The 22,396-nt window shown below is 39.0% G+C and carries 20 protein-coding genes and 1 tRNA gene; 9 read left to right on the top strand and 12 right to left on the bottom strand.

Going from position 1 to position 22,396, the window contains the following annotated elements; all coding sequences use genetic code 11:
• Positions 1-15: 15 nt before the first annotated feature.
• Positions 16-453, bottom strand: a complete 438-nt coding sequence (locus V7D82_RS01955; RefSeq protein ID WP_333599290.1) for a retropepsin-like aspartic protease — start codon at positions 451-453, stop codon at positions 16-18.
• A gap of 101 nt (positions 454-554) precedes the next feature.
• On the opposite strand from V7D82_RS01955, the gene V7D82_RS01950 reads away from it, so the two are divergent.
• From V7D82_RS01950 to V7D82_RS01920, 7 genes are all read left to right on the top strand, one after another.
• Positions 555-1,322, top strand: a complete 768-nt coding sequence (locus tag V7D82_RS01950; RefSeq protein ID WP_333599289.1) for a TatD family hydrolase — start codon at positions 555-557, stop codon at positions 1,320-1,322.
• A gap of 64 nt (positions 1,323-1,386) precedes the next feature.
• Complete coding sequence (locus V7D82_RS01945) at positions 1,387-2,523, top strand: 1-acyl-sn-glycerol-3-phosphate acyltransferase (RefSeq protein ID WP_333599288.1); 1,137 nt, start codon at positions 1,387-1,389, stop codon at positions 2,521-2,523.
• Positions 2,513-3,541 carry an asparaginase gene (locus tag V7D82_RS01940; RefSeq protein WP_333599287.1) on the top strand — a complete coding sequence of 343 codons (1,029 nt, stop codon included), beginning with the start codon at positions 2,513-2,515 and terminating at the stop codon, positions 3,539-3,541. The genes V7D82_RS01945 and V7D82_RS01940 overlap by 11 nt, the downstream gene beginning before the upstream one ends.
• 57 nt (positions 3,542-3,598) lie before the next feature.
• Positions 3,599-3,685 (top strand) — tRNA-Ser (locus V7D82_RS01935).
• A 521-nt stretch (positions 3,686-4,206) separates the two neighbouring features.
• Positions 4,207-5,031 (top strand): serine O-acetyltransferase EpsC, encoded by an 825-nt coding sequence (epsC, locus tag V7D82_RS01930; RefSeq protein ID WP_333599286.1) that lies wholly within the window; start codon positions 4,207-4,209, stop codon positions 5,029-5,031.
• A gap of 15 nt (positions 5,032-5,046) precedes the next feature.
• Positions 5,047-5,955 carry a cysteine synthase A gene (cysK, locus tag V7D82_RS01925; protein ID WP_333599285.1) on the top strand — a complete coding sequence of 303 codons (909 nt, stop codon included), beginning with the start codon at positions 5,047-5,049 and terminating at the stop codon, positions 5,953-5,955.
• Positions 5,956-6,083: 128 nt separating this feature from the next.
• Positions 6,084-6,776, top strand: coding sequence for a porin family protein (locus V7D82_RS01920; protein ID WP_333599284.1), 693 nt, complete (start codon positions 6,084-6,086; stop codon positions 6,774-6,776).
• Here the strand turns inward: V7D82_RS01920 and V7D82_RS01915 are convergent.
• From V7D82_RS01915 to V7D82_RS01900, 4 genes are all read right to left on the bottom strand, one after another.
• Complete coding sequence (locus V7D82_RS01915; protein WP_333599283.1) at positions 6,771-7,376, bottom strand: hypothetical protein; 606 nt, start codon at positions 7,374-7,376, stop codon at positions 6,771-6,773. The two genes, V7D82_RS01920 and V7D82_RS01915, sit on opposite strands and share 6 nt — an antisense overlap.
• Positions 7,377-7,387: 11 nt before the next feature.
• On the bottom strand, positions 7,388-8,851 hold the full coding sequence (gene rpoN, locus V7D82_RS01910; RefSeq protein WP_333599282.1) for an RNA polymerase factor sigma-54: 1,464 nt from the start codon (positions 8,849-8,851) through the stop codon (positions 7,388-7,390).
• Positions 8,852-8,925: 74 nt separating this feature from the next.
• Positions 8,926-10,371, bottom strand: a complete 1,446-nt coding sequence (gene asnS, locus V7D82_RS01905; RefSeq protein WP_333599281.1) for an asparagine--tRNA ligase — start codon at positions 10,369-10,371, stop codon at positions 8,926-8,928.
• A gap of 42 nt (positions 10,372-10,413) precedes the next feature.
• Positions 10,414-12,831 (bottom strand): efflux RND transporter permease subunit, encoded by a 2,418-nt coding sequence (locus V7D82_RS01900; protein ID WP_333599280.1) that lies wholly within the window; start codon positions 12,829-12,831, stop codon positions 10,414-10,416.
• Positions 12,832-13,017: 186 nt separating this feature from the next.
• Here V7D82_RS01900 and V7D82_RS01895 point away from each other — a divergent pair, with 186 nt between their 5' ends.
• Positions 13,018-15,288 carry a cation:proton antiporter gene (locus tag V7D82_RS01895; protein ID WP_333599279.1) on the top strand — a complete coding sequence of 757 codons (2,271 nt, stop codon included), beginning with the start codon at positions 13,018-13,020 and terminating at the stop codon, positions 15,286-15,288.
• 1 nt (position 15,289) lies between these two features.
• Here V7D82_RS01895 and V7D82_RS01890 read toward each other — a convergent pair whose 3' ends face one another.
• From V7D82_RS01890 to pyrH, 3 genes are all read right to left on the bottom strand, one after another.
• The gene (locus tag V7D82_RS01890) at positions 15,290-17,782 is read right to left on the bottom strand and encodes a DUF5686 and carboxypeptidase-like regulatory domain-containing protein (RefSeq protein WP_333599278.1); all 2,493 of its coding nucleotides are present in this window, start codon (positions 17,780-17,782) and stop codon (positions 15,290-15,292) included.
• 85 nt (positions 17,783-17,867) lie between these two features.
• Positions 17,868-18,428: a ribosome recycling factor gene (gene frr, locus V7D82_RS01885; protein ID WP_333599277.1), complete on the bottom strand. Its 561-nt coding sequence runs from the start codon at positions 18,426-18,428 to the stop codon at positions 17,868-17,870.
• A gap of 77 nt (positions 18,429-18,505) precedes the next feature.
• Positions 18,506-19,213: a UMP kinase gene (gene pyrH, locus V7D82_RS01880; RefSeq protein WP_333599276.1), complete on the bottom strand. Its 708-nt coding sequence runs from the start codon at positions 19,211-19,213 to the stop codon at positions 18,506-18,508.
• A gap of 188 nt (positions 19,214-19,401) precedes the next feature.
• Between pyrH and V7D82_RS01875 the strand changes: the two genes are divergently transcribed.
• Complete coding sequence (locus tag V7D82_RS01875; protein ID WP_333599275.1) at positions 19,402-20,004, top strand: thioredoxin family protein; 603 nt, start codon at positions 19,402-19,404, stop codon at positions 20,002-20,004.
• Between the two features lie 3 nt (positions 20,005-20,007).
• Here V7D82_RS01875 and V7D82_RS01870 read toward each other — a convergent pair whose 3' ends face one another.
• The 4 genes from V7D82_RS01870 to V7D82_RS01855 all read right to left on the bottom strand — a co-directional run bounded on the left by V7D82_RS01870 (position 20,008) and on the right by V7D82_RS01855 (position 22,378).
• On the bottom strand, positions 20,008-20,568 hold the full coding sequence (locus tag V7D82_RS01870) for a hypothetical protein (RefSeq protein ID WP_333599274.1): 561 nt from the start codon (positions 20,566-20,568) through the stop codon (positions 20,008-20,010).
• Positions 20,558-21,259, bottom strand: a complete 702-nt coding sequence (truB, locus tag V7D82_RS01865) for a tRNA pseudouridine(55) synthase TruB (protein ID WP_333599273.1) — start codon at positions 21,257-21,259, stop codon at positions 20,558-20,560. The genes V7D82_RS01870 and truB overlap by 11 nt, the downstream gene beginning before the upstream one ends.
• On the bottom strand, positions 21,259-22,053 hold the full coding sequence (locus tag V7D82_RS01860; protein ID WP_333599272.1) for an undecaprenyl-diphosphate phosphatase: 795 nt from the start codon (positions 22,051-22,053) through the stop codon (positions 21,259-21,261). The genes truB and V7D82_RS01860 overlap by 1 nt, the downstream gene beginning before the upstream one ends.
• Positions 22,054-22,141: 88 nt before the next feature.
• Entirely contained in the window at positions 22,142-22,378 is a 237-nt protein-coding gene (locus tag V7D82_RS01855) for a DUF3098 domain-containing protein (RefSeq protein ID WP_333599271.1), read from the bottom strand.
• Between the last annotated feature and the right edge of the window lie 18 nt (positions 22,379-22,396).

Here is a 22,396-nt window from a genome sequence, read left to right as displayed (position 1 = left end):
AATAATCAACTGAAGCTATTTGAGGTACAAACAGTGATTGTAATAATCAATAATCGCTTTGCCTTCCAATAATATATCAGCGCCTATAATGCCGTGAACGGGTTTGGCTTTGTATTGTTGCAAGGCTTCGTTCACGTGGGTCATGTCAAAAATCACCAAGTGAAATTCATCGGTTTGCCAACGACCAATTTTGAGCAAATTGTTTTTGGCAATTTGAGTCAGCATTCCGGTCGCTCCGGCACCGGCTGCTTTGGTTTTTGATTTTCCGGCTTTCAGATTAAAAAGAACAATGCTTTCAAAACCTACGCAGCTGTTTGACGCACCGGTATCTAAAATAAAATTACCCGAAATACCGTTAATAGTAGCTTTGATTAGCAAATGCTGCGTCTTCGAAACTTTGAAATTGATTTTCTTGTACTTTTCTTTTTTGAGTACCTCGTGCAAATTTTTCATAAGATGAAATGAAGTTCAAATGTAATCTAAAAACCAACAACCAAAAAATCTTTAGAAAGGTAGTACCTTAGCGCCTTAGTAACTTAGTTTCTTTTATCCGAATGGTTTTAACAGACACCCATACCCATTTATATTCCGAAGAATTTGATCAGGATCGCACCGAGATGATTCAGCGCGCTATTAGCGTGGGCGTTTCGCGCTTTTTTATTCCTTCTATTGATTCGAATTATACACAGAAAATGTACGACTTGGAAACCCAATTTCCGGAGAATATTTTCCTGATGATGGGCCTGCATCCTACGTATGTCAAAGAAAATTATCTGGAAGAATTAGCGCATGTGGAAACCGAATTGGCGCAAAAGAAGTTCTATGCAGTGGGCGAAATCGGGATCGATTTATTTTGGGACAAAACCTTTTTGAAACAACAGCAGCATGCTTTTCAGTACCAAATTCAACTGGCCAAGAAATATAAATTGGCTATCAACATTCATTGTCGTGATGCTTTTGATGAGGTTTTCGAAGTGTTGGAGAGCGAAAGAGCCACCGATTTGTTTGGCATTTTTCATTGCTTTACTGGCGATTTCGGTCAGGCCAAAAGAGCTATCGATTTAAACATGAAGCTTGGCATTGGCGGCGTGGCCACTTTCAAAAACGGAAAAATTGACCAGTTTCTGAATGAAATCGATTTGCAGCACATCGTTTTGGAAACGGATTCTCCCTATTTAGCACCGGTTCCTTTTCGCGGTAAGCGCAACGAAAGCAGTTATGCCAAACTCGTAGCCGAAAAGCTAGCGGATATTTACCAACTTCCTATTGAAGAAATCGCCCGAATTACAACAGAAAATTCCAAAGCTATTTTTGGGATTTAATACGGAAAGCGTCATACATTGAGTTTTTTTTTGTTCTTTTGTTCATCTTAAATTGTGAAGTAAAATGCAGAAATTTGATTCTATTCGTCCGTTTTATGATACTGAAGTAAATGAAGCTATTCATTCCGCAGTCAATCATCCGATGATGAAAGCTTTAATGGGTTTTACATTCCCCGAGGTGGATGAAGAAGTTTGGAAAAACCAACTCAAAAAAACGCATTCGATTCGCGATTTTCAATGCAATTTTATTTACCAATCGGTACAAAAAGTGTTGGAAAAAAGTTCAGAAGGTTTAACGACTTCGGGCTTTGAGAAACTGGAACCGAACACTTCGTATCTTTTTATTTCCAATCACAGAGATATCATACTGGATACTTCGCTGTTAAACGTGGCTTTGTTTGACCACGGTTTGGTCATGACGGCTTCAGCCATTGGCGATAATTTGGTACAGAAATCATTTCTGAAAACCTTATCCAAACTCAATAGAAACTTTTTAGTACAACGCGGTTTGCCGCCAAGAGAATTGCTGGAAAGCTCTAAACTAATGTCGGAATACATCGGGCAATTGTTGTTGCGCGAAAACCGTTCCGTGTGGATTGCGCAGCGCGAAGGAAGAACTAAAGACGGCAACGATGCCACCCATTCCGGTGTGTTGAAAATGCTGGCTATGGGTTCGGATGAACCAAAAATGCTGGATTATTTCAAGAAAATAAAAATTGTTCCGGTTTCCATTTCGTATGAATATGATCCGACGGATGCTTTGAAAATGCCACAGTTAATCGCCGAAGCCAAAAACGAAATTTACATCAAAGAAAAAAATGAAGATTTTGTTACGTTATTGAGCGGAATCATAGGCCAAAAGAAACGCATTCACATTCATATTGGCGATGTTTTGGATAAAGAATTAGATGCGATTGCGGCAGAGTTTGACAACAACAACAAACAAATCCAAGCTTTGGCACAAGCCATAGACGATTCGATTTTACAGAGTTATAAGCTGTGGCCAACAAATTATATTGCTTATGATTTGTTGCACAAAACGGATAAGTACAAAAACCACTATACCGAAAATGAAAAGTCTTTATTTGAAAGAAGACTCGAAATGAAAATTGATGAGAACAATCCGCAAATGCTGGAAAGTTTCCTTTGTATGTATGCCAATCCTGTAGTGAATAAATCCAAATACGAGAATGCAATCTAAACCGAACATACTGCTGATTTACACCGGTGGTACCATTGGTATGATGAAAGATTTTGAAACCGGTGCCTTGAAAGCTTTCAACTTTAAAAAACTGTTGCAAAAAATTCCGGAACTCAAACAACTGGATTGTAACATCGAAACCATTTCGTTTGAAAAACCCATCGATTCCTCGAATATGAATCCGGAAAAATGGGAAACTATCGCTAGTATCATTGAAGACAATTATGTCAACTTCGATGGTTTTGTGGTGCTTCATGGTTCGGATACGATGTCGTATTCGGCTTCTGCATTGAGTTTTATGTTAGAGAATTTGAACAAACCGGTAGTATTCACGGGCTCCCAATTACCTATCGGAGACTTGCGAACCGATGCTAAAGAAAATCTGATTACGGCTTTACAAATAGCCTCCTTACAACAAAAAGGCAAACCGGTAATTCACGAAGTATGCTTGTATTTTGAATACAAATTATACCGTGGCAACCGAACCACAAAAATAAATGCCGAACATTTCAATGCTTTTGCTTCGCCTAATTATCCGCCATTGGCCGAGTCGGGAGTGCACTTGAATGTCAATTCCACTACCGTTTCACAAAAACAATCCAATAAAAAATTAGCCGTACACAAGAACCTGAACGATAATGTAGTGATTGTAAAAATGTTTCCGGGGATGAATGAATCGGTGCTGTCTGCCATCATCGGAATTCCTAATCTAAAAGGCATTATTTTGGAAACCTATGGTTCTGGCAATGCGCCAACCGAAGAATGGTTAATTGCCATTTTAAAGAAAGCCATCAAAAGCGGTTTGCATATAGTGAATGTCACCCAATGTTCGGGTGGAAGTGTGAATATGGGACAATATGAAACCAGCACTCAATTGAAAAAAATCGGCGTGATTTCGGGGAAAGACATTACTACAGAGGCAGCGATTACAAAACTTATGTACCTGATAGGGCAAAACGTGGCACCGACTGTTTTCAAAACTATTTTCGAAACGTCATTACGAGGCGAAATGCAATAATAAATTGCTAAACTAACTTTTTTTAGTCAAAAATTTTGTTGTTCTTTGCACCCCAATAGAGAGGTGTCCGAGTGGTTGAAGGAGCAAGCCTGGAAAGTTTGTATGTGGGTAACTGCATCGTGGGTTCGAATCCCATCCTCTCTGCAAAGAAAATGCGCTTTCGAAAGAAAGCGCATTTTCATTTCCAAAACTTGGCAAATTCATTTGCTTAAGTTTTGGAAATGAAAAATGGTTAGATGCGCAGCATCACATTTTCTTTGACAGTTTCCCCCTCAGGGATCACCGCAGGTAATCCCATTTGCTTAAGTTTTGGAAATGAAAAATGGTTAGATGCGCAGCATCACATTTTCTTTGACAGTTTCCCCCTCAGGGATCACCGCAGGTAATCCCATTTGCTTAAGATTTTACGGCTTGTAGATAGTTAATTTTCAGTCAAATACTTGCACAGCCCGAATATTCTTGCCATATTTGTGTGTATAATTCAAGAATGAAATCTAATTTTTTCCATAACAGTATTTGTTGTTGTTTCTCCAAAAACGGGGAGTGCTTTGTTATGGACTAATACTATTTTATAGTTTCTAAACAACAAGACTCTTCAATTTTTTGGAGAGTCTTTTGTTTTTATACCAATGCCAATATCGAATCAGAATCAATTTTAGTGCAGTATGAAATCAATAAACAAAACCATATACCAATCCAATTTTTTGGAAAAACGAATTCTATTGAACAAAAAGAAAGCCAAATACTGGATCAATGAACTATCCTATTGGCTGTTTTGTTCCAATAAGGAATACATCGAATATGATTTTTTTGAGCAAAAAGAAGCCGAACTCAAATCCGTTTTAATCACTCTTTTGGAACAAGAAGAATTTACAAAAGAGCAAGCCACTCAATTGACGGAAGATTTCTTTAACGAGATTAATAGTGTGTACCAACAGCTTTTACAAGATTTGAAAGCGATTTTAAATTTTGATCCGGCGGCCAAATCAAGGAATGAAGTTTTGATTGCTTATCCCGGATTTTATGCCATAACGGTGCACCGGATTGCCTATGTTTTGTGGCAAAAAAAAGTCGCCATTTTGTCCCGATTGATTGCCGAATACGCCCACAGCAAAACCGGAATCGACATTCATCCGGCGGCTACCATTGGCGAGAGTTTCTTTATTGATCACGGCACTGGAATCGTAATTGGTGAAACAGCCGTTATTGGCAAAAATGTAAAAATCTATCAAGGGGTAACGCTCGGCGCTTTAACGGTCAGCAAAGACAAAGCTTCAGAGAAACGCCATCCGACGATAGAAGACGATGTGGTGATTTATGCCAATGCTACTATTCTAGGAGGAAACACCACCATTGGCAAAGGCGCCGTGATTGGCGGAAATGTTTGGATTACCAATTCCATTCCGGCACAATCATTAGTTTTTCATAAAAGTGAAATCGTTATAAAAAACATTCAGACTTTCCCGGAAGCCATGAATTTTAGTATTTAATTTAAAAATAAAGGTATGAAAGCAAACAACATTTTAGAAACCATTGGCAATACACCGGTGGTAAAATTAAGCCGGTTATTTGAAAACAGAAACGTTTGGGTGAAACTCGAAAGAAACAATCCAGGCAACAGTATCAAGGATAGAATTGCCTTAGCGATGATTGAAGATGCCGAAAAGAAAGGGCTCTTGAAACCTGACAGCATTATCATTGAGCCAACATCGGGGAATACCGGAATTGGCCTAGCGCTGGTCGCTGCCGTAAAAGGATACAAAGTAGTCTTGGTTATGCCCGAATCGATGAGTGTGGAGCGTAGAAAATTAATGGAAATCTACGGCGCAGAATTCGAATTAACCCCAAGAGAAAAAGGCATGAAAGGTGCCATTGAAAGAGCGGCCGAACTGGTTGCCGAAACACCCAATGCCTGGTCACCAAAACAATTCGACAATCCGGCGAATATTGAAATTCATAAAACCACAACGGCTTTGGAAATCCTGGCCGATTTTCCGGACGGATTGGATTATATCATCACCGGAGTGGGAACTGGCGGTCATATTACCGGCGTTGCCGAAGTGTTAAAAGAGAAATTTCCAAACCTGAAAGTCATTGCGGTTGAACCGGAATTGTCTCCGGTCTTAAGTGGTGGAAGTCCGTCACCCCACCCAATTCAAGGGATTGGCGCCGGGTTTATTCCACAAAATTATCATGCGGCGGCCATTGATGAAATTATTCAGATTAGCAAAGACGAAGCTTATGAATTTGCCAGAGCCATCGCCAGAAAAGAAGGGATTTTGGTAGGCGTTTCTTCAGGTGCTTCTTTGGCAGCTGTTGCCAAAAAACTGCAAGGAATTCCAAACGATGCCAGAGTCTTGACCTTTAATTATGACACAGGCGAAAGATATTTGTCAATCGAGGGATTGTTTTAATTTTCAATCAAAATAGCAATCAATTGAACACCTTTTTACCAAGGTGTTTTTTTATGATTTGTGCAAAATAGTGTTTGTAACTAGTGGCAATCAGTTTTTTTCGTAAGTTTATGCCTTATTAGATCAGTATGCGTTTTTATCTTTCTTTTTTCCTTTTTTTACTGACGTTTTGTGCCACGGCTCAAGATGTAGCTACCGACTTTGATGCTGTCGATTCGCTGTACAGAGAGGACCAATTTTATGTTGGGATTACGTATAACACACTGCTGAAAAAACCATCAGGCCTGCGCCAAAATAAATTTTCTACCGGACTTTCCTTCGGTTTTTTAAGGGATATGCCCATCAACAAAAACAGAACTTTTTCGATTGCGGCCGGTTTGGGATATTCGCTTTCTATTTATAATCAAAATCTCGAAATTCAGCCGGTAAATGGGGATAATACCTATCAGATAATTGCCTCGGGAAATTACTTTTCTAAAGATAAAATTTCGCTGCATTATGTGGATGTTCCGGTTGAATTCCGCTGGCGAAATTCCACTCCCGACAGTCATAAATTTTGGCGTATTTATTTGGGACTAAAGCTGAGTTATCTTTTGTATGACCAATATAAATTGGTTTCTACCGATGTTACTATAAAGCAGTCACACAACAAAGATTTAAACGATTTTCAGTATGGAGTGTATTTGTCAACCGGATGGAACACCTGGAATATCTATGCGTATTACGGACTGAATCCGTTGTTCAAATCATCGGCCAAAATTGACAACCAAACCATCGACATGAATGCGGCCAATTTTGGTATCATGTTTTACATTTTATAACCAAAAATAAAGCAGCGCTAGTTGTGGAATGATACCGCACAAAAATCCAATCAATAATTCTTTAGTAGTATGTGCTTTCATCACCAGGCGGGAGGAAGCCACCAGCCCATTCATGAACATGAAAAATGTTACCAGATTAATCGTGTTGGTTTGATTTTTAAGGCTCAATCCAATGATGAAAGCGGTTAAGGCGCTCATGCCAATCATGTGAATGCTGGCTTTGATTTTGGCATACAGTAATAAAAAAGCAAACAAAGCACTGAATAAACCACCCAGAAAAAAGAAATACAGCGGTGGAAATCTATCCACAGTGATACTTTTTTCTATCAAAATACTAAGCAACATAATGTGAAGCAGCAACGGAATTTTGCGATGAGCTATGTCCGAAAGCATGATGTTCTCTATTTTACCAAAGGTTCTCAAAAGATAGAAAAAGGCAATCGGTAGCAAAAAAGTAACGATGATAATTTGCAAAAACAATCCTAAATACTGTGCCAAAGTAAAATAGCGCGTATCCAGTAAGACATAAAAAATAGTTCCTAAAAGCGGAATGAAAATAGGATGGAAGAGATACGAAAAAAAGGGAAGGATTTTTTTCAAAGAAAATCAGTTTAAATTTTCTTTCTCATTCTCGCAATCGGAATGTCCATCAATTCACGGTATTTGGCAATGGTTCTTCTCGCAATCGGATAGCCTTTTTCTTTTAGAATGTCGGCCAACTGATCATCCGGAAGCGGCTTGTGTTTGTCTTCTTCTTCGATAACGGTTTTCAGGATTTTTTTGATTTCCAAAGTCGAAACATCTTCGCCTTGATCGTTTTTCATCGCTTCCGAGAAGAATTCTTTAATCAGCTTCGTGCCATAAGGCGTATCCACATATTTGCTGTTAGCGACACGGGAAACGGTTGAAATATCCAAACCAACCATATCGGCAATGTCTTTCAGAATCATCGGTTTCAGCTTGGTTTCTTCGCCGTCCAGGAAGTATTCCTGTTGGAAGTGCATAATGGCATTCATGGTCACAAATAAGGTTTCCTGACGTTGTCGGATGGCATCAATAAACCATTTGGCCGAATCCAGTTTTTGTTTGATGAACTGCACGGCATCTTTCTGCGAATGCGATTTGTCGCGCGAGTCTTTATAGGTTTGCAACATTTCCTGATAATCTTTGGAAACGTGTAAGGTTGGAGCATTTCGGCCGTTCAAGGTCAATTCCAATTCACCATCCACAATTCTAATGGCGAAGTCGGGCACAATTTGTTCTACCACACGACTGCTGCTGTCAAATGAGCCGCCTGGTTTTGGATTTAATTTTTCGATTTCTTCAATCGCCTTTTTAAGCTGCTGTTGCGAAATCTCGTATTTCTGAAGTAACTTATCGTAGTGTTTTTTGGTAAAAGCGTCAAATTGATTTTCGAGGATATCAATCGCCAATTCCACGTATTCTGTTGGGGTTTTGTGCTTTAGTTGCAACAATAAACATTCCTGTAAATCGCGGGCACCCACTCCCGAAGGCTCTAATTCATGAATGATATGCAGTATTTTTTCAACGGTTTTGTCATCGGTATAAATACCTTGCGTAAATGCCATATCATCTACCATATCTTGAATGCTTCTTCGCAAATAGCCATCGTCATCAATACTTCCCACTAGAAATTCCGCTATGCTGCGTTGCTCTTCGGTCAGGATAAAAGTATTCAACTGATTAATCAAATCCTGATGAAAACTCACCGATTCGGCAAAAGGCGTTTCGCGGTCATCGTCGTCGTCGCTGTAATTATTGGCCTGAAGCTTGTAATCCGGCGTTTCATCGTTGCTTAAATATTCGTCGATGTTGATTTCAGTATCGATGTTTTCGCTGCCTTCATAATCATCGTATTCATCGTTGTTGTCAAACTCGTCTTTCTCATACAATTCTTCCTCTTCTTTACCGCTTTCCAAAGCCGGATTCTCCACCATTTCCTCTTTCAGACGTTGCTCAAAAGCCTGCGTAGGCAATTGAATTAACTTCATCAGCTGAATTTGCTGTGGCGATAATTTTTGTGATAATTTTAGATTTAGAAACTGCTTTAACATTGTATGGTTATTTGGTTATTCGGTTATTTGGTTATTCGAATGGACAAATTACCAAATCCACAAATTAACTTTTCTTAAAATTCTGCGTTTTGCGGCGTTCTTGGGAACGGAATTACGTCGCGGATATTGGTCATTCCGGTAACAAAAAGCACCAGTCTTTCAAATCCTAATCCGAAACCGGAATGCACGGCTGAACCAAATCGGCGGGTATCTAAGTACCACCATAATTCTTCTTCATCAATGCCAATGGCTTTCATTTTCTCCACCAAAACGTCATAACGCTCTTCTCTTTGCGAACCACCCACGATTTCTCCGATACCAGGGAACAAAATATCCATGGCACGAACGGTTTCTCTGCCTGGCTCAGTGCCATCATTCAAACGCATATAGAACGCTTTGATTTTGGCTGGGTAATCGTATAGAATTACCGGACACTTAAAGTGTTTTTCCACCAGGAAACGTTCGTGTTCTGATTGTAAATCAGCGCCCCACTCTTCAATTAAATATTGGAATTTCTTCTTTTTATTGGGTGTAGATTCTTTTAAAATATCAATCGCTTCCGTATAAGAAACGCGTTTGAAATCATTGTTCAGAATGAAATTTAATTTTTCCAACAAAGCCATTTCGCTGCGTTCGGCTTGTGGTTTTTGTTTTTCTTCGTCTAACAATCTTCCTTCTAAGAATTTTAAATCATCGGTACATTTGTCAACAGTATATTTGATTACATACTTGATGAAATCTTCGGCCAAATCCATGTTGTCGTTCAAATCATTGAATGCCACTTCCGGCTCAATCATCCAAAATTCGGCTAAGTGACGCGATGTATTTGAATTTTCTGCACGGAAAGTTGGTCCGAAAGTATAAATCTGACCCAATGCCATGGCAAACGTTTCACCTTCTAATTGTCCCGAAACGGTAAGGTTGGTTTGTTTTCCGAAGAAATCTTTTTTATAATCGATGTTGCCTTCTTCATTTTTAGGCAAATTGTCTAATGGCAAGGAAGTTACCTGAAACATTTCTCCGGCACCTTCGGCATCAGCGCCTGTGATTACCGGCGTATTTACATAGAAAAATCCTTTTTCCTGAAAATACGAATGTACCGCAAATGACAATACCGAACGCACTCGCATAATCGCTCCGAAGGCATTGGTTCTAACTCTTAAATGCGCATTTTCTCTAAGGAATTCCAAAGAGTGTTTCTTAGGTTGCATTGGGAATTTCTCTGCATCGCAATCGCCAAGAATTTCCAATTTCGAAACTTGGATTTCATATTTTTGTCCGGCACCCTGACTCTCGACAAGATTTCCTGTCAAAGCCACAGCGGTTCCGGTATTGATTCTTTTTAACGTTGCTTCAGCGGTGTTTTCAAAATCAACCACACACTGCAAATTATGAATAGTTGAACCATCGTTCAACGCAATAAATTGATTATTTCTAAAAGTTCTTACCCAACCTTTTACCGTTACTTCATAGTTCGTTTTGTCGCTGCTTAGTAAGTCTTTAACTTTTGAATGTTTCATTTTTATTCTTTTTTTCTGATACAAATATAATTTAAAATAGGCTTATTTTTCGCTCTCTTCCACTTCGTTTTCTTCATTGTTATCGCGATAAATGTTGATGCTCGGTTCGTCTAAAAATTCCTTTTTACCACTCCATTTTTCGGTAGTCAAAACTAAAGCCGGGAGCACCACTAAGTTAGCAAACATAGCAAAGGTCAACGTTACCGATATCAATCCGCCCAGCGCTATCGTTCCTCCAAAACTTGACAACGTAAAGATAGCAAAACCAAAAATCAAAACCACCGAAGTATAGAAGGTACTCACGCCGGTTTCGTGCAACGCACTGATAACGGCTTTTTTAATTTTGCCTCCGTTTTGAATTAAGTCGTGACGGTATTTGGCCATAAACTGAATTGCATTATCTACCGAAATTCCGAAAGCAATGCTAAAGACCAAAATGGTGGATGGTTTTAATGGAATTCCGAAATAACCCATCAATCCTGAGGTGATGCAAAGCGGTAAAATATTGGTCACCACCGAAGCGAAAATCATTTTCCAGGAACGGAACATATAGGCCATCAATCCTGCGATAAGCAAGATAGCGAATATCAGTGATTCGATAAGGTTGTCAACTAAGTAAGCTGTTCCTTTTTGGAAGACTAACGCTTTTCCGGTCAGTGTAACTTCGTATCGGTCACTCGGGAAAATTTTATCTATTTTGGCATGTAATTTCTTTTCAATCTTCGCCATTTCTTCGGTGCCAATGTCTTTCATGAAGGTGGTGATTCGGGCGTATTGTCCCGTTTTGTCCACATAACTTTTCATCAGATTGTCTTTGGAACCTTTGGTGGCATTTTTGGCATAGGAAAGAATGAAAGCCTGCTCCTGAGAATTTGGCAAATCGTAATATTCCGGATTGCCGTTGTAGAACGCCTGCTTCGAATATTTCACCAAATTCACAATCGAAACCGGTTTTGAAAGCTCCGGAATACTGTCAATCGTTTGCTGCAATTCATCCATTTTTCGCAAAGTGGAGGCTTTCATTACGCCTTTTTTGCGTTTGGTGTTAATCATGATTTCCAAAGGCATCACGCCGTTGAATTCTTTTTCGAAGAAAACAATGTCCTTAAAGAACGAAGCGCTTTTTGGCATTTCGCCAATCAAACTTCCGGAAATTTTCATTTGCGAAACTCCAATTACACTGAAAATCAAAAGCAAGCCATAAATGCCGTAAATCAGATTTCGTTTGTTTCGAACCAAATTTTCCACTGAATTCAAAATCGCCGAAAGGTAATTTTTGCTCAAATGGTTTAAGTGCTTTTCTTTGGGCAATGGCATAAAACTATACACAATCGGCACAACCAATAGCGTCAAAAGATAAACAGTAATCACATTAATGGAAGTCACCAATCCGAACTCGTACAGCAAATCATTTCCGGTAATCATGAACGTGGCAAAACCAATGGCTGTCGTCAAATTGGTCATCAAAGTGGATACGCCAATTTTGGAAATCACCCGTTGCAAAGCCTTGGCCTGATTGCGGTGAATCTTGATTTCCTGTTGGTATTTATTAATCAGAAAAATACAATTGGTAATGCCAATGACGATAATTAACGGTGGAATAATCGCCGTCAAAATCGTAATTTTATAATGGAACAAGCCCAGCGTTCCGAAGGACCACATTACACCGACAATCAAGATGCAAATTGAGATAAAAGTAGCTCGGTGTGACCGGAAAAACAGGAAGAAAATTAGTGAGGTGATGAACAGTGCCGCGCCAATGAAAAGCCCAATCTCGCCTTTCATGTTTTCGGTGTTGATGGTTCGGATATAAGGCATGCCCGAAACTTTCAGATCAATATGTGTGGCTTTTTCAAATTTTTCCACTTCGGGAACCAAGACATTCAGAATGAATTTTTTCCTGATAGGGGAATTGACCACTTTTTTATTGATGTAAATCGCCGAGCGAATGCTGCCCGATTTTTTATTGAAAAGCAAGCCTTCATAAAATGGCAAATCGTTAAAAAGCTGTCTTTTGATTTCTTTTAGATAAGCGGGATCAACGGTCTTTTTTTGGTCAATTAACGGGACTAATTCGAACTTCTCTAAGGTGTCGTTTTTTTGTAATTTTTTTAAATCATTTAACGAAACCACCAGTTCCACTTCTTGGTGTGATTTCAAATTAGTCATCATTTCATTCCAGGCTTTATAAGCACTTGGCGTGAATAATTTATTGTCTTTAACGCCAATAACCACTAGGTTTCCTTCTTCTCCAAAGGTGTTTAGGAATTGGGTATAATCTTTATTGGCTTTATGGTTTTTGGGTAATAAGTTGGCTTCGTTGTAGGTCATGCCAACGTTTTTCCATTGCATGGCCAGGAAGAGGGTCAGCAGTACAATTCCAACGCTGATGGTTATTCTGTTTCTCAGAATAATTCCGGCGATAAATTCCCAAAATCCTGCTTTTAATTTCTTTTTCATTCTAAATTTTAAACGGTTGCAAAGGTAAGTAAAACGGACATAATTGGGTAAGAAATTGTGAAAGTTTTACGTATTTTAATGTGTGTCAAAAGGCGAAGATTAAATAAATGTCAACGCCCAAAAAAAATCTGAAAAATTACATTGCTTTTTAGCATCTTTGTAAAGCACAAATTGACAGTATTTGGTATGAGAAATTTAAAAAATACTTTATTTTATTTGATTATAATTGTCGGTTTCACGGCTTTGATGTATTGGATAGTAGAGCAGGGAAGACTTTTAGAGGTGGGTAGAAAAATCATTTCACCATCCGCCAGCGATAATCAATGGACGCAGTTTTTATCTTCACTATTTCACAATTTGCAGCACCCACTGGCCTTATTGCTTTTTCAAATCATTACTATTGTTTTGGTAGCCCGAATTTTTGGTTGGATATTCAGAAAGATTGGTCAGCCAACCGTTATTGGTGAAATTATTGCGGGTATTGCCTTGGGACCATCCCTCTTCGGGTTGTATTTTCCAGATATGGAAGGAGCCTTATTTCCGGCTGATTCTTTGGGCAATCTTCAATTGTTAAGTCAGGTAGGTTTGATTCTTTTCATGTTTATTGTGGGTATGGAATTAGATTTGAAAGTGCTAAAAAATAAAGCCAATGAGGCAGTCGTTATCAGTCATGCCAGTATTGTAATTCCCTTTGCTTTAGGTATTGGGTTGTCGTATTACACCTATCATCAATTTGCACCGCCAGGTATCGAATTTTTGTCCTTCAGTTTGTTCATGGGAATTGCTATGAGTATTACTGCTTTTCCGGTTTTGGCCCGAATTGTTCAGGAACGAGGAATTCACAAAACCCGATTGGGAACCATAGTAATTACATGTGCTGCAGCCGATGATATCACAGCTTGGTGTATATTGGCCGTAGTTATTGCCATTGTAAAAGCCGGAAGTTTTGTGAGCTCCATCTATGTTATCGGATTAGCGATTGTGTATGTGCTGCTGATGCTTTTTGTAGTGAAACCGTTCTTAAAACGCGTCGGCGATTTATATGCCAAAAAAGACAACATTAAAAAACCGGTAGTGGCTATTTTTCTTCTGACATTAATAATGTCGGCCTATGTAACCGAAATCATTGGAATTCACGCTTTGTTTGGCGCCTTTATGATGGGGTCTATCATGCCGGACATCACTAAATTCAGAAATGTTTTTATCGAAAAAGTAGAAGATGTTGCCGTGATATTATTGCTGCCATTGTTCTTTGTATTCACCGGATTGCGTACTGAAATTGGTTTAATCAATGATCCGTATTTATGGAAAATAACCGGTTGTATTATTGCGGTAGCCGTAGCCGGAAAATTCTTTGGAAGTGCTTTAGCGGCCAAATTTGTCGGTCAAAGTTGGCGCGATAGTTTAACCATCGGAGCCTTGATGAACACTCGCGGTTTGATGGAATTAGTGGTGCTGAACATCGGTTACGAGTTGGGAGTGCTTTCGCCAAAAGTCTTTACTATGATGGTGATTATGGCTTTGGTGACCACTTTTATGACGGGTCCGGCATTGGATATTATCAACTTTATATTCAAAACGAAAGATGTCATCATTCCGTCTGAAATTAAGAAAAATTCTGAATTCAAAATTTTGATCTCTTTTGGGAACAATGAAAAAGGGAAATCTTTATTGCGCTTGGCCAACAGTTTGGTAAAAAAACAAGCCGAAACTGCCAATGTTACCGCCATGCACTTGTCGAACAGTGACGAAATGCATTCGTATAATTTAGAAGAATACGAAGCGTCCACTTTTGAACCCATTCTCAAAGAATCTAAAAAACTCAACCAGGAAATCACCACCATTTTCAAAGCTACGGGTGATATGGAATCGGATATTGCCGATATCGCTCAGGAAGGACATTATGATTTTGTGCTGGTGGGCTTAGGAAAATCTATTTTTGAAGGAACCATATTGGGGAAAGTACTTGGGTTTACCTCGCGAATCATCAACCCGGACCGATTATTAGACAAGTTTAAAGGAAAGGAAGGCTTATTTGAAAATTCACCTTTTGATGACAGAACGCGTTTGATTATTTCCAAAACCAAAACGCCATTAGGAATTTTGATTGATAAAGATTTGCACCAAGTCAATAAAGTTTTTGTTGGAGTTTTTGCCATTGGCGATGTGTTTCTGATTGATTATGCTCAGAAACTGATTTACAACAACGATGCGCATGTGACCATTTTGGAAAACAACAGACAAACCAAAAATAATTTCATCGTTGAAAATGCTTTCGAGGCTTTGGAACAAAAACATCCGGACAATATTGAAGTGTTGAACCCTGAAAAGATTAGCAAACCACTGTTGGCCAATCAGGACTTGGTGATTTTCAGTTTAGAAACCTGGAAAAAATTGGTAGACGACGAGGTAACTTGGCTAACTGATATTCCTTCGGTATTGATTATCAAACCGTAAGTTACAATCCTAAATCCAATACAAAACTCAATTTAATGGCTAAGTTGTCTTCAAATCTTGGTAGTTGGTTTGGGCCGTAACGATAGAATCCGGTCAATCCGAAACCTTTGTAGATTTGATTCAATTCAATGCCCGATTCGAACAGGCCTTGGTCTAAAGTTTTGTAATCAATGCCAATGTGGCGCTCCGGATTCTTCAAATTTCCCCACACCATTCGCGTTACCAGAACCAAGGAGGGTTTTACTTTTGGAAATAATTCTACACGCTTGAGTCCGTGTTTGAATTGCAGCATCACAAATTCACTCGAGAAAAACTCATTGAAATACATGGTTTCAAAACTGTTTTTGCCAGCAATTGTTATCCTTTGCAGGATGTTGTCTTTTGTTAAATTATTCGGAGAGGTATTGTATAAATGCGTCAGCGGAACGGCACCAAAACTATAACCGGCCTGCACCAGAATTTCTGATTTTTGTCCGTTCAGATATTTCTTTTCGTATTCAATTCGGGCATCAACTTTACTGAAATCAAAATCATTATTTAAGAAATGAGGCAATGATTTGGTAAACTGCAAAGCAAATCTCGGGAATCTTTTTTCGTATTCAATTCGGCCATTCGGCGTTTGCATAAAATCACTAAAAGGATTCCATTGAATAGCAAACATAGCGGTAGTCATGGCAAAATCGCGATACAATTTTCCATCATAATCAAAAGTGTAATCAAACAATGGGCTGATTTCGCTGTGTGACAGTTGCCAAATGCTTTCTGTTTTCGGAATGATTTTGGTTTCAATATACCCGCGCCAAGTCTTGTGATTGTAAAAGGTACTGATGTTAATCGGTCGTGGATCGTAGAGTTTGAAAACGCGTTTGTCTGTAGCAAAAGTGGTACTGGCAATCTCCCGGACATCATCTGTATAAGAACCGCCAATCCAGGTGCCGGAAGCATTTCCAATTCTGACGGCAGAACCTAAATTGTATTTGAACGTTTCGTCTTTCAACCCATAAGCGGTGTAGCCTTCGATGCGAAATTTTCGGGAAAATAATTCATTGGTAATCCCGCCGATGCCGAAACGGAATCCCTCGAAATTGTTATAACTCAGCAGATAACGCAAATCAAAATCAAACGGACCAAAAGGCAAATACCCATTAATAATCTTGCGTCCAAATCGGATTTTCTTCTCAATTTTTTGTTTGGTGACCACACTGTCCAAAACAAAGTAAGTTCGTTCGCTTCGCGTGTCCAGACTGTCGGTTCGGTTTTCCTTCCAAAAAGCATCCTCTCGGGTGTTTGCATTTTCCTTCACATCAATAGTGATGGCTGATTTTTTGATTTTCAAATCGGTGTTTACTTTCATATCAAAAACATGCATTTCGGATGCCAGATAGGTAAAGTCGGAAGCTTGTTTTTGGCTGGTTGCTTTTTCATCCTCATCTTCGGCGGCGAATTCAATCCTTCCACCCAAAACAGTTGTAGGTTCTTTGCTTTTTCCTTTGACAATTTTGAAATTTTTACGTACCGGAAACCAAATATTTTCGGCTGGTAAATAGCTAAATTCATGCACTCCGGTAATATCCAAAACACCGCGAATCCGCATTACGGCTTTGGCTATGGCAAAGTTTTCGTTATCCACATACAACAATCCCTCCAGTCCTTTGGCGCTGATTTTGTTTTTGAAATAAATAACCAAAACAGGTCTGTTGCTGATAGTCGTCGTGTCGAGAATTTTATAGCGGTATTCTTTGAGCGCGCCATTGGCAATCGGACTTTTGTACTTGGTTTCAAACAACTCGTATTTCTCATCGTAAATAGAAAACGACTGCAAACTAAAGCCCAACAGTTCATAGATGGGCTCTTTAAATCCAGCCATTTTAGTACCCAATATAGTTTCTTTCAAGATGGGTTTTTCAAATTGAAACTGCGATACTTTTTCCGTCAGAAACAAATGTTGTTTGTCGATTATTTTTTTGAATTTATAATCGGATGAATCAATTTTGGCAATTTTATCTTTGGAAACAACATCTACAAAAAGCGTGTCGATTTTCCCAACGATGGAATCCGGATTGGCCGTTACCAGTAATTTGTTATAGGATTTGAATTGAAAAGTGTGTAGTTTTTTTTGAGGATTGTTGGCTTCTTTTTGCTGAATGACTTTAGTAATAATGGCTTTTGCCGGATTTTCATTGGAGAGGATCACTTCTTTCAAAACGTCTGTTTTTGGCGAAAGTAAAATGGTGAAGAACAATTTGGTCTCAAAAAGCGAAATGGATTTTGGTTCATAACCCACATAAGAAACGGTCAAAGTTTCGGGTTGTGCTGCTAAAAGAAAATGAAATTTTCCATCCACATCCGATATAGTGGCAAAGCCGTTTTCGGTAGTAATGGTAGCAAAAGGAAGCGGTTTTTTGGTTTCGGAATCCTTAATGATGCCATTGATTTGAAATTGTGCCTGAAGCGACAGGGTGAAGAATAAAAATAAAAATAGCAGTGGCTTCATTAGAAAGGGTTTGGCACAAAATCTACTGCAAAAGTAGGAATAAAAAAATCCGCACACGGCGGATTTTAGTATTGAATTAACAAAGTTACACTTTCATGATTTCGGCTTCTTTGTGAAGCAAATGTTCGTCAATTTTTTTGATGAACGAATCGGTTAATTTTTGAACGTCATCTTCGGCCGTTTTACAAATGTCTTCCGATGTACCTTCTTTTTCTAATTTTTTGATTTCGGTATTGGCATCTTTACGCGCATTTCGGATTCCGATTTTGGCATCTTCCGCTTCTGCTTTGGCTTGTTTTACCAAGTCGCGTCTCCTTTCTTCGGTCAGAGCCGGCACGCTGATGATGATGTTATCCCCGTTATTCATGGGATTAAAACCAATATTGGCCACCATGATGGCTTTTTCAATAGGATGCAACATGTTTTTTTCCCAAGGCGTTACCGTGATGGTTCTGGCATCGGGTACATTAATGTTGGCCACTTGCGATAATGGGGTTTGCGAACCATAATAATCTACAAACACGCTTCCGAGCATTTGTGGAGAAGCTTTTCCGGCGCGAATGTTTAAAAATTCTTTTTCTAAATGAGCAATAGAACCAATCATTGATTCTTTGGTGCTGTCTAAAATAAATTCAATTTCTTCCATTGTTTTTAAAAAGTTTTTTAGGTGGTAGGTTGTGCGTTGTAAGTTATAAAATAGAACCGACAACGTAGAACCGACAACTATATTTTAACTACGGTTCCTATAGTTTCGCCTTCGCAAATTTTTAACAGATTTCCTTTTTTGTTCATGTCAAAAACCACAATTGGCAATTCATTTTCCTGACTTAAGGTGAAAGCTGTGGAGTCCATTACATTCAGGCCTTTTTTGATTACATCGTCAAAAGAAATAGTGTCAAATTTCACGGCATTGGCGTTTTTCTCAGGATCGGAATCATAAATTCCATCCACGCGGGTTCCTTTCAAAATCACGTCGGCATTCACTTCCACACCACGCAAAACGGCAGCAGTATCGGTAGTGAAATACGGATTTCCGGTTCCGGCTCCAAAAATAACAATTCTTCCTTTTTCCAAATGACGTACGGCTCTTCTTTTGATATACGGTTCGGCAATGGCTTCAATTTTTAAAGCCGTTTGCAAACGAGTCAGCATGCCTTTGTCTTCTAAAGCGCCTTGCAACGCCATTCCGTTAATCACGGTGGCCAACATTCCCATATAATCTCCCTGCACGCGGTCCATACCATTACTGGCTCCGGCTACCCCTCTAAAAATATTTCCACCACCAATAACGATGGCAATTTCTACGCCTTTGGAGTGAATTTCTTTTATCTCTTCGGCGTATTCAGCTAAACGTTTTGGGTCGATTCCGTATTGTCTGTCGCCCATCAGCGCTTCACCGCTTAGTTTTAGAAGAATTCTTTTGTATTTCATTCCAGATAATTTTTGTTAATTAGGAGTCATGCTTTCGCACACTCAAGTCGTTTGTTGAGTTGTTTAATGGTTGCAAATATAAACATATTCTGTTTTTGTACCCTATTCGATAAAAATAATGTTTGGTAACAATTATCATGTTTTTCGGCTTTTGGGTTTTGTAACTTTGCAGTCGAAAAACACTGTTTATGAAAGCCATTATTGCAAAGAGTTTACTCAAGAGTTACCCCTTTACCGAATATAGAAATTACATTACCACGTTGTTTAAAGAAGGAAAAGCAACCGGAAAGGAACAATCAGAAGCCTTGGTGCATTATACCGAATTAAATGAAGCGCGCATGAACCGGTTAGAGAAAACAATTTTGGTTACCGATGACTATGTTCAAAAATTGCGGGGTTTGCAAAAAGAATACATTTGGCTGGTGATTTCCGAAGGCTGGTGTGGCGACTCGGCACAGATTGTTCCGGTTATTTATAAGATGGCAGAGGTTTCGGAGAACATTGATTTAAAAATGGTATTCCGTGATGAGAACGATGAGTTGATGAATCTTTTTTTAACCAATGGAACGCGATCCATTCCAAAATTAATCGTTTTAGATAAAAACACTTTGACCGTTTTGGGCGAATTCGGGCCAAGACCACAAGCCGCGAAACAATTAATTTTGGATTATAAAGCACAACATGGTGTGGTAGATGACAAAGGGAAAACCGCTTTACACATGTGGTATCTGCATGACAAAGGATTGTCAACCCAAAAAGAAATCATGGAGTTGATGATGGCCGTCGAGTAATCATTAAAGCGTAATGGTCATGCCAAGACTAAAACTGCCTATTTTATAATCGTAATTTTTGGAAAACCCATATTGGCAAAGCTCCAGATAAAGACCAAAATTACCTTTACCGTCTCCTACACCAACACTTATTTTTTTAAAATAACCGGATAATTGATTGCTGCCAATGGTTAAGGCTCTTCCAAAACCGGGCTCTACAAAAATGCGGAGGTCTTCTCCAATTTTCGGATTGATCTTTACAGAACCAAATAAAGGAACAACAACCAAACACTCACTGGCTTTCCAGTCAACGCCCAAATTGGTGCCTATACTAATCCAATCATTGGCTTTGATGCCAAAACCAACTCTTCCACTAACACCATCCGGTAAAAACCAAGGCTCTTTTTCACCGGTGTACGGGTCGATTTCGCCCGCATATTGATTGGCACGAATGGGAACTGAAAAATCAATTTTGGTATAAGTGTACTTGGCTTCTTTGGGTTTACTATCGTCTGAATTATGAGTTTCCTGAGAAAATCCCAATTGACAGAGTAATAGCGCTATGAGTACAAGTTTAGCTTTCATTTTGATTAATGCTTTTTTCAAAAGCTTCCGGAGAAATGGCATTTTCTACTGAATAGTCTCCGATTTTGGTTCTTCGCAATACGGATAAATAGCCACCTGAATGCAATGCTTTTCCAAAGTCATAAGCGAGTGAACGGATATAGGTTCCTTTGCTGCAAACTACTCGGAATTCAATGTCAGGTAAATCAAATTTAGTGATTTCAAATTCATGAATCGTAGTTTTTCTCGAAGAAATTTCAACTTCAGCTCCGGCACGGGCGTGTTCGTATAATCGAATGCCGTCTTTTTTAATGGCTGAAAATACCGGCGGTTTTTGGTCGATTTCGCCAAGAAATTGCTTCACTGTTTGCTGAATTAAATCAGCCGTAATATGTTCCGTCGGGAAAGTGGCATCTACTGGCGTTTCCATATCATAGGATGGCGTCGTAGCGCCAACAGTAATGGTTCCGGTGTATTCCTTGGCCTGACCTTGAATCTCCGTGATTTTTTTGGTAAATTTTCCGGTGCAAACAATCAGTAAACCAGTGGCTAGTGGATCCAAAGTTCCGGCATGACCAATTTTGAATTTTTTTGGAAGATCGTATTTTCGCTTTAGAATGTACTTTAACTTATTCACCGCCTGAAACGAAGACCAAGTGAGCGGTTTGTCAATCAAAAGGACTTGCCCTTCTAAGATAGCTTCGGCCGTCATTAAAGAACAAACAAAGGATGGAAGTAATTAATCACTAAAATCGCAACGCCAACAATGATTCGGTAATACCCAAACATTTTGAAACCGTGTTTGGATAAGTAACCAATAAACGATTTAATCGCTAACATCGCCACTATAAAAGCCACTACATTGCCAATAATCAAAAAGTTGATTTGCTCGTGACTTAAGACAAAACCGTCTTTACAGTAATCGTAACATTTTTTAACCGTAGCACCCAACATGGTTGGTACCGCTAGGAAAAATGAAAATTCAGCTGCTGTTTTTCGCGATAGTTTTTGCGACATTCCGCCAATAATACTCGCGCCACTTCTAGAAACGCCCGGAATCATGGCCAAACATTGGAACAACCCAATTTTCAAAGCGGTCAAATAACTTATGGTTTCGGTTTCCTGAGTCTCTTCTTTATCGGTAAACCAATCATCCACTTTCAATAAAATGATACCACCCAATACTAAAGAAACTGCCACTGTAATTGGGTTCTCCAACAAAGCATCAATTTTTTTGCTAAACAGCAATCCGAAAATCACTGCCGGAAGAAAGGCAACAAACAATTTGAAATAGAAATCCAGCGTCTGAAAAAAGCGTTTGAAATACAAAACCACCACCGAAAGGATAGCACCCAACTGAATCACAACGGTAAACAATTTGGTAAAATCATCATGGGCAATGCCAAAAAAAGAAGAAGCAATAATCATGTGACCGGTAGAAGAAATCGGCAAGAACTCCGTGATGCCTTCAATGATCGCCAGTACAACGGCTTGAATGTAATCCATTAATTAGATTGTTAGATTGTTAGATAATTAGATTTAAGGAAAGTGGTAAGAAGGCTCTAATAATCCAACCATCCAAAAATCTATAAAGCTATTTGCTTTTCTTAAAAATAGAATAAATCGTAATGCCAAAACCAATCAAAACCACGGTTGGCGCCAAACGAATTCTTCTGAAACTGAAAACATCTTCGTTGAACACTTTCGGATCATCACTACCCCCGCCACTCATTAGTATAAAGCCAATAGCAATCACGGCAATACCGATTAATAATATTTTGTAGTTCACTTTCTCGAAAAGAAAATCCGGTTTTTGCTCGTTATTTTTCATAGTATCTTAAATCAAAAA

It is taken from the genome of Flavobacterium sp. (genome assembly GCF_036741995.1).
Lineage (GTDB): Bacteria > Bacteroidota > Bacteroidia > Flavobacteriales > Flavobacteriaceae > Flavobacterium.
Note: the sequence above shows the minus strand (reverse complement) of the source record. Positions and strands in the feature narration are given on the sequence as shown.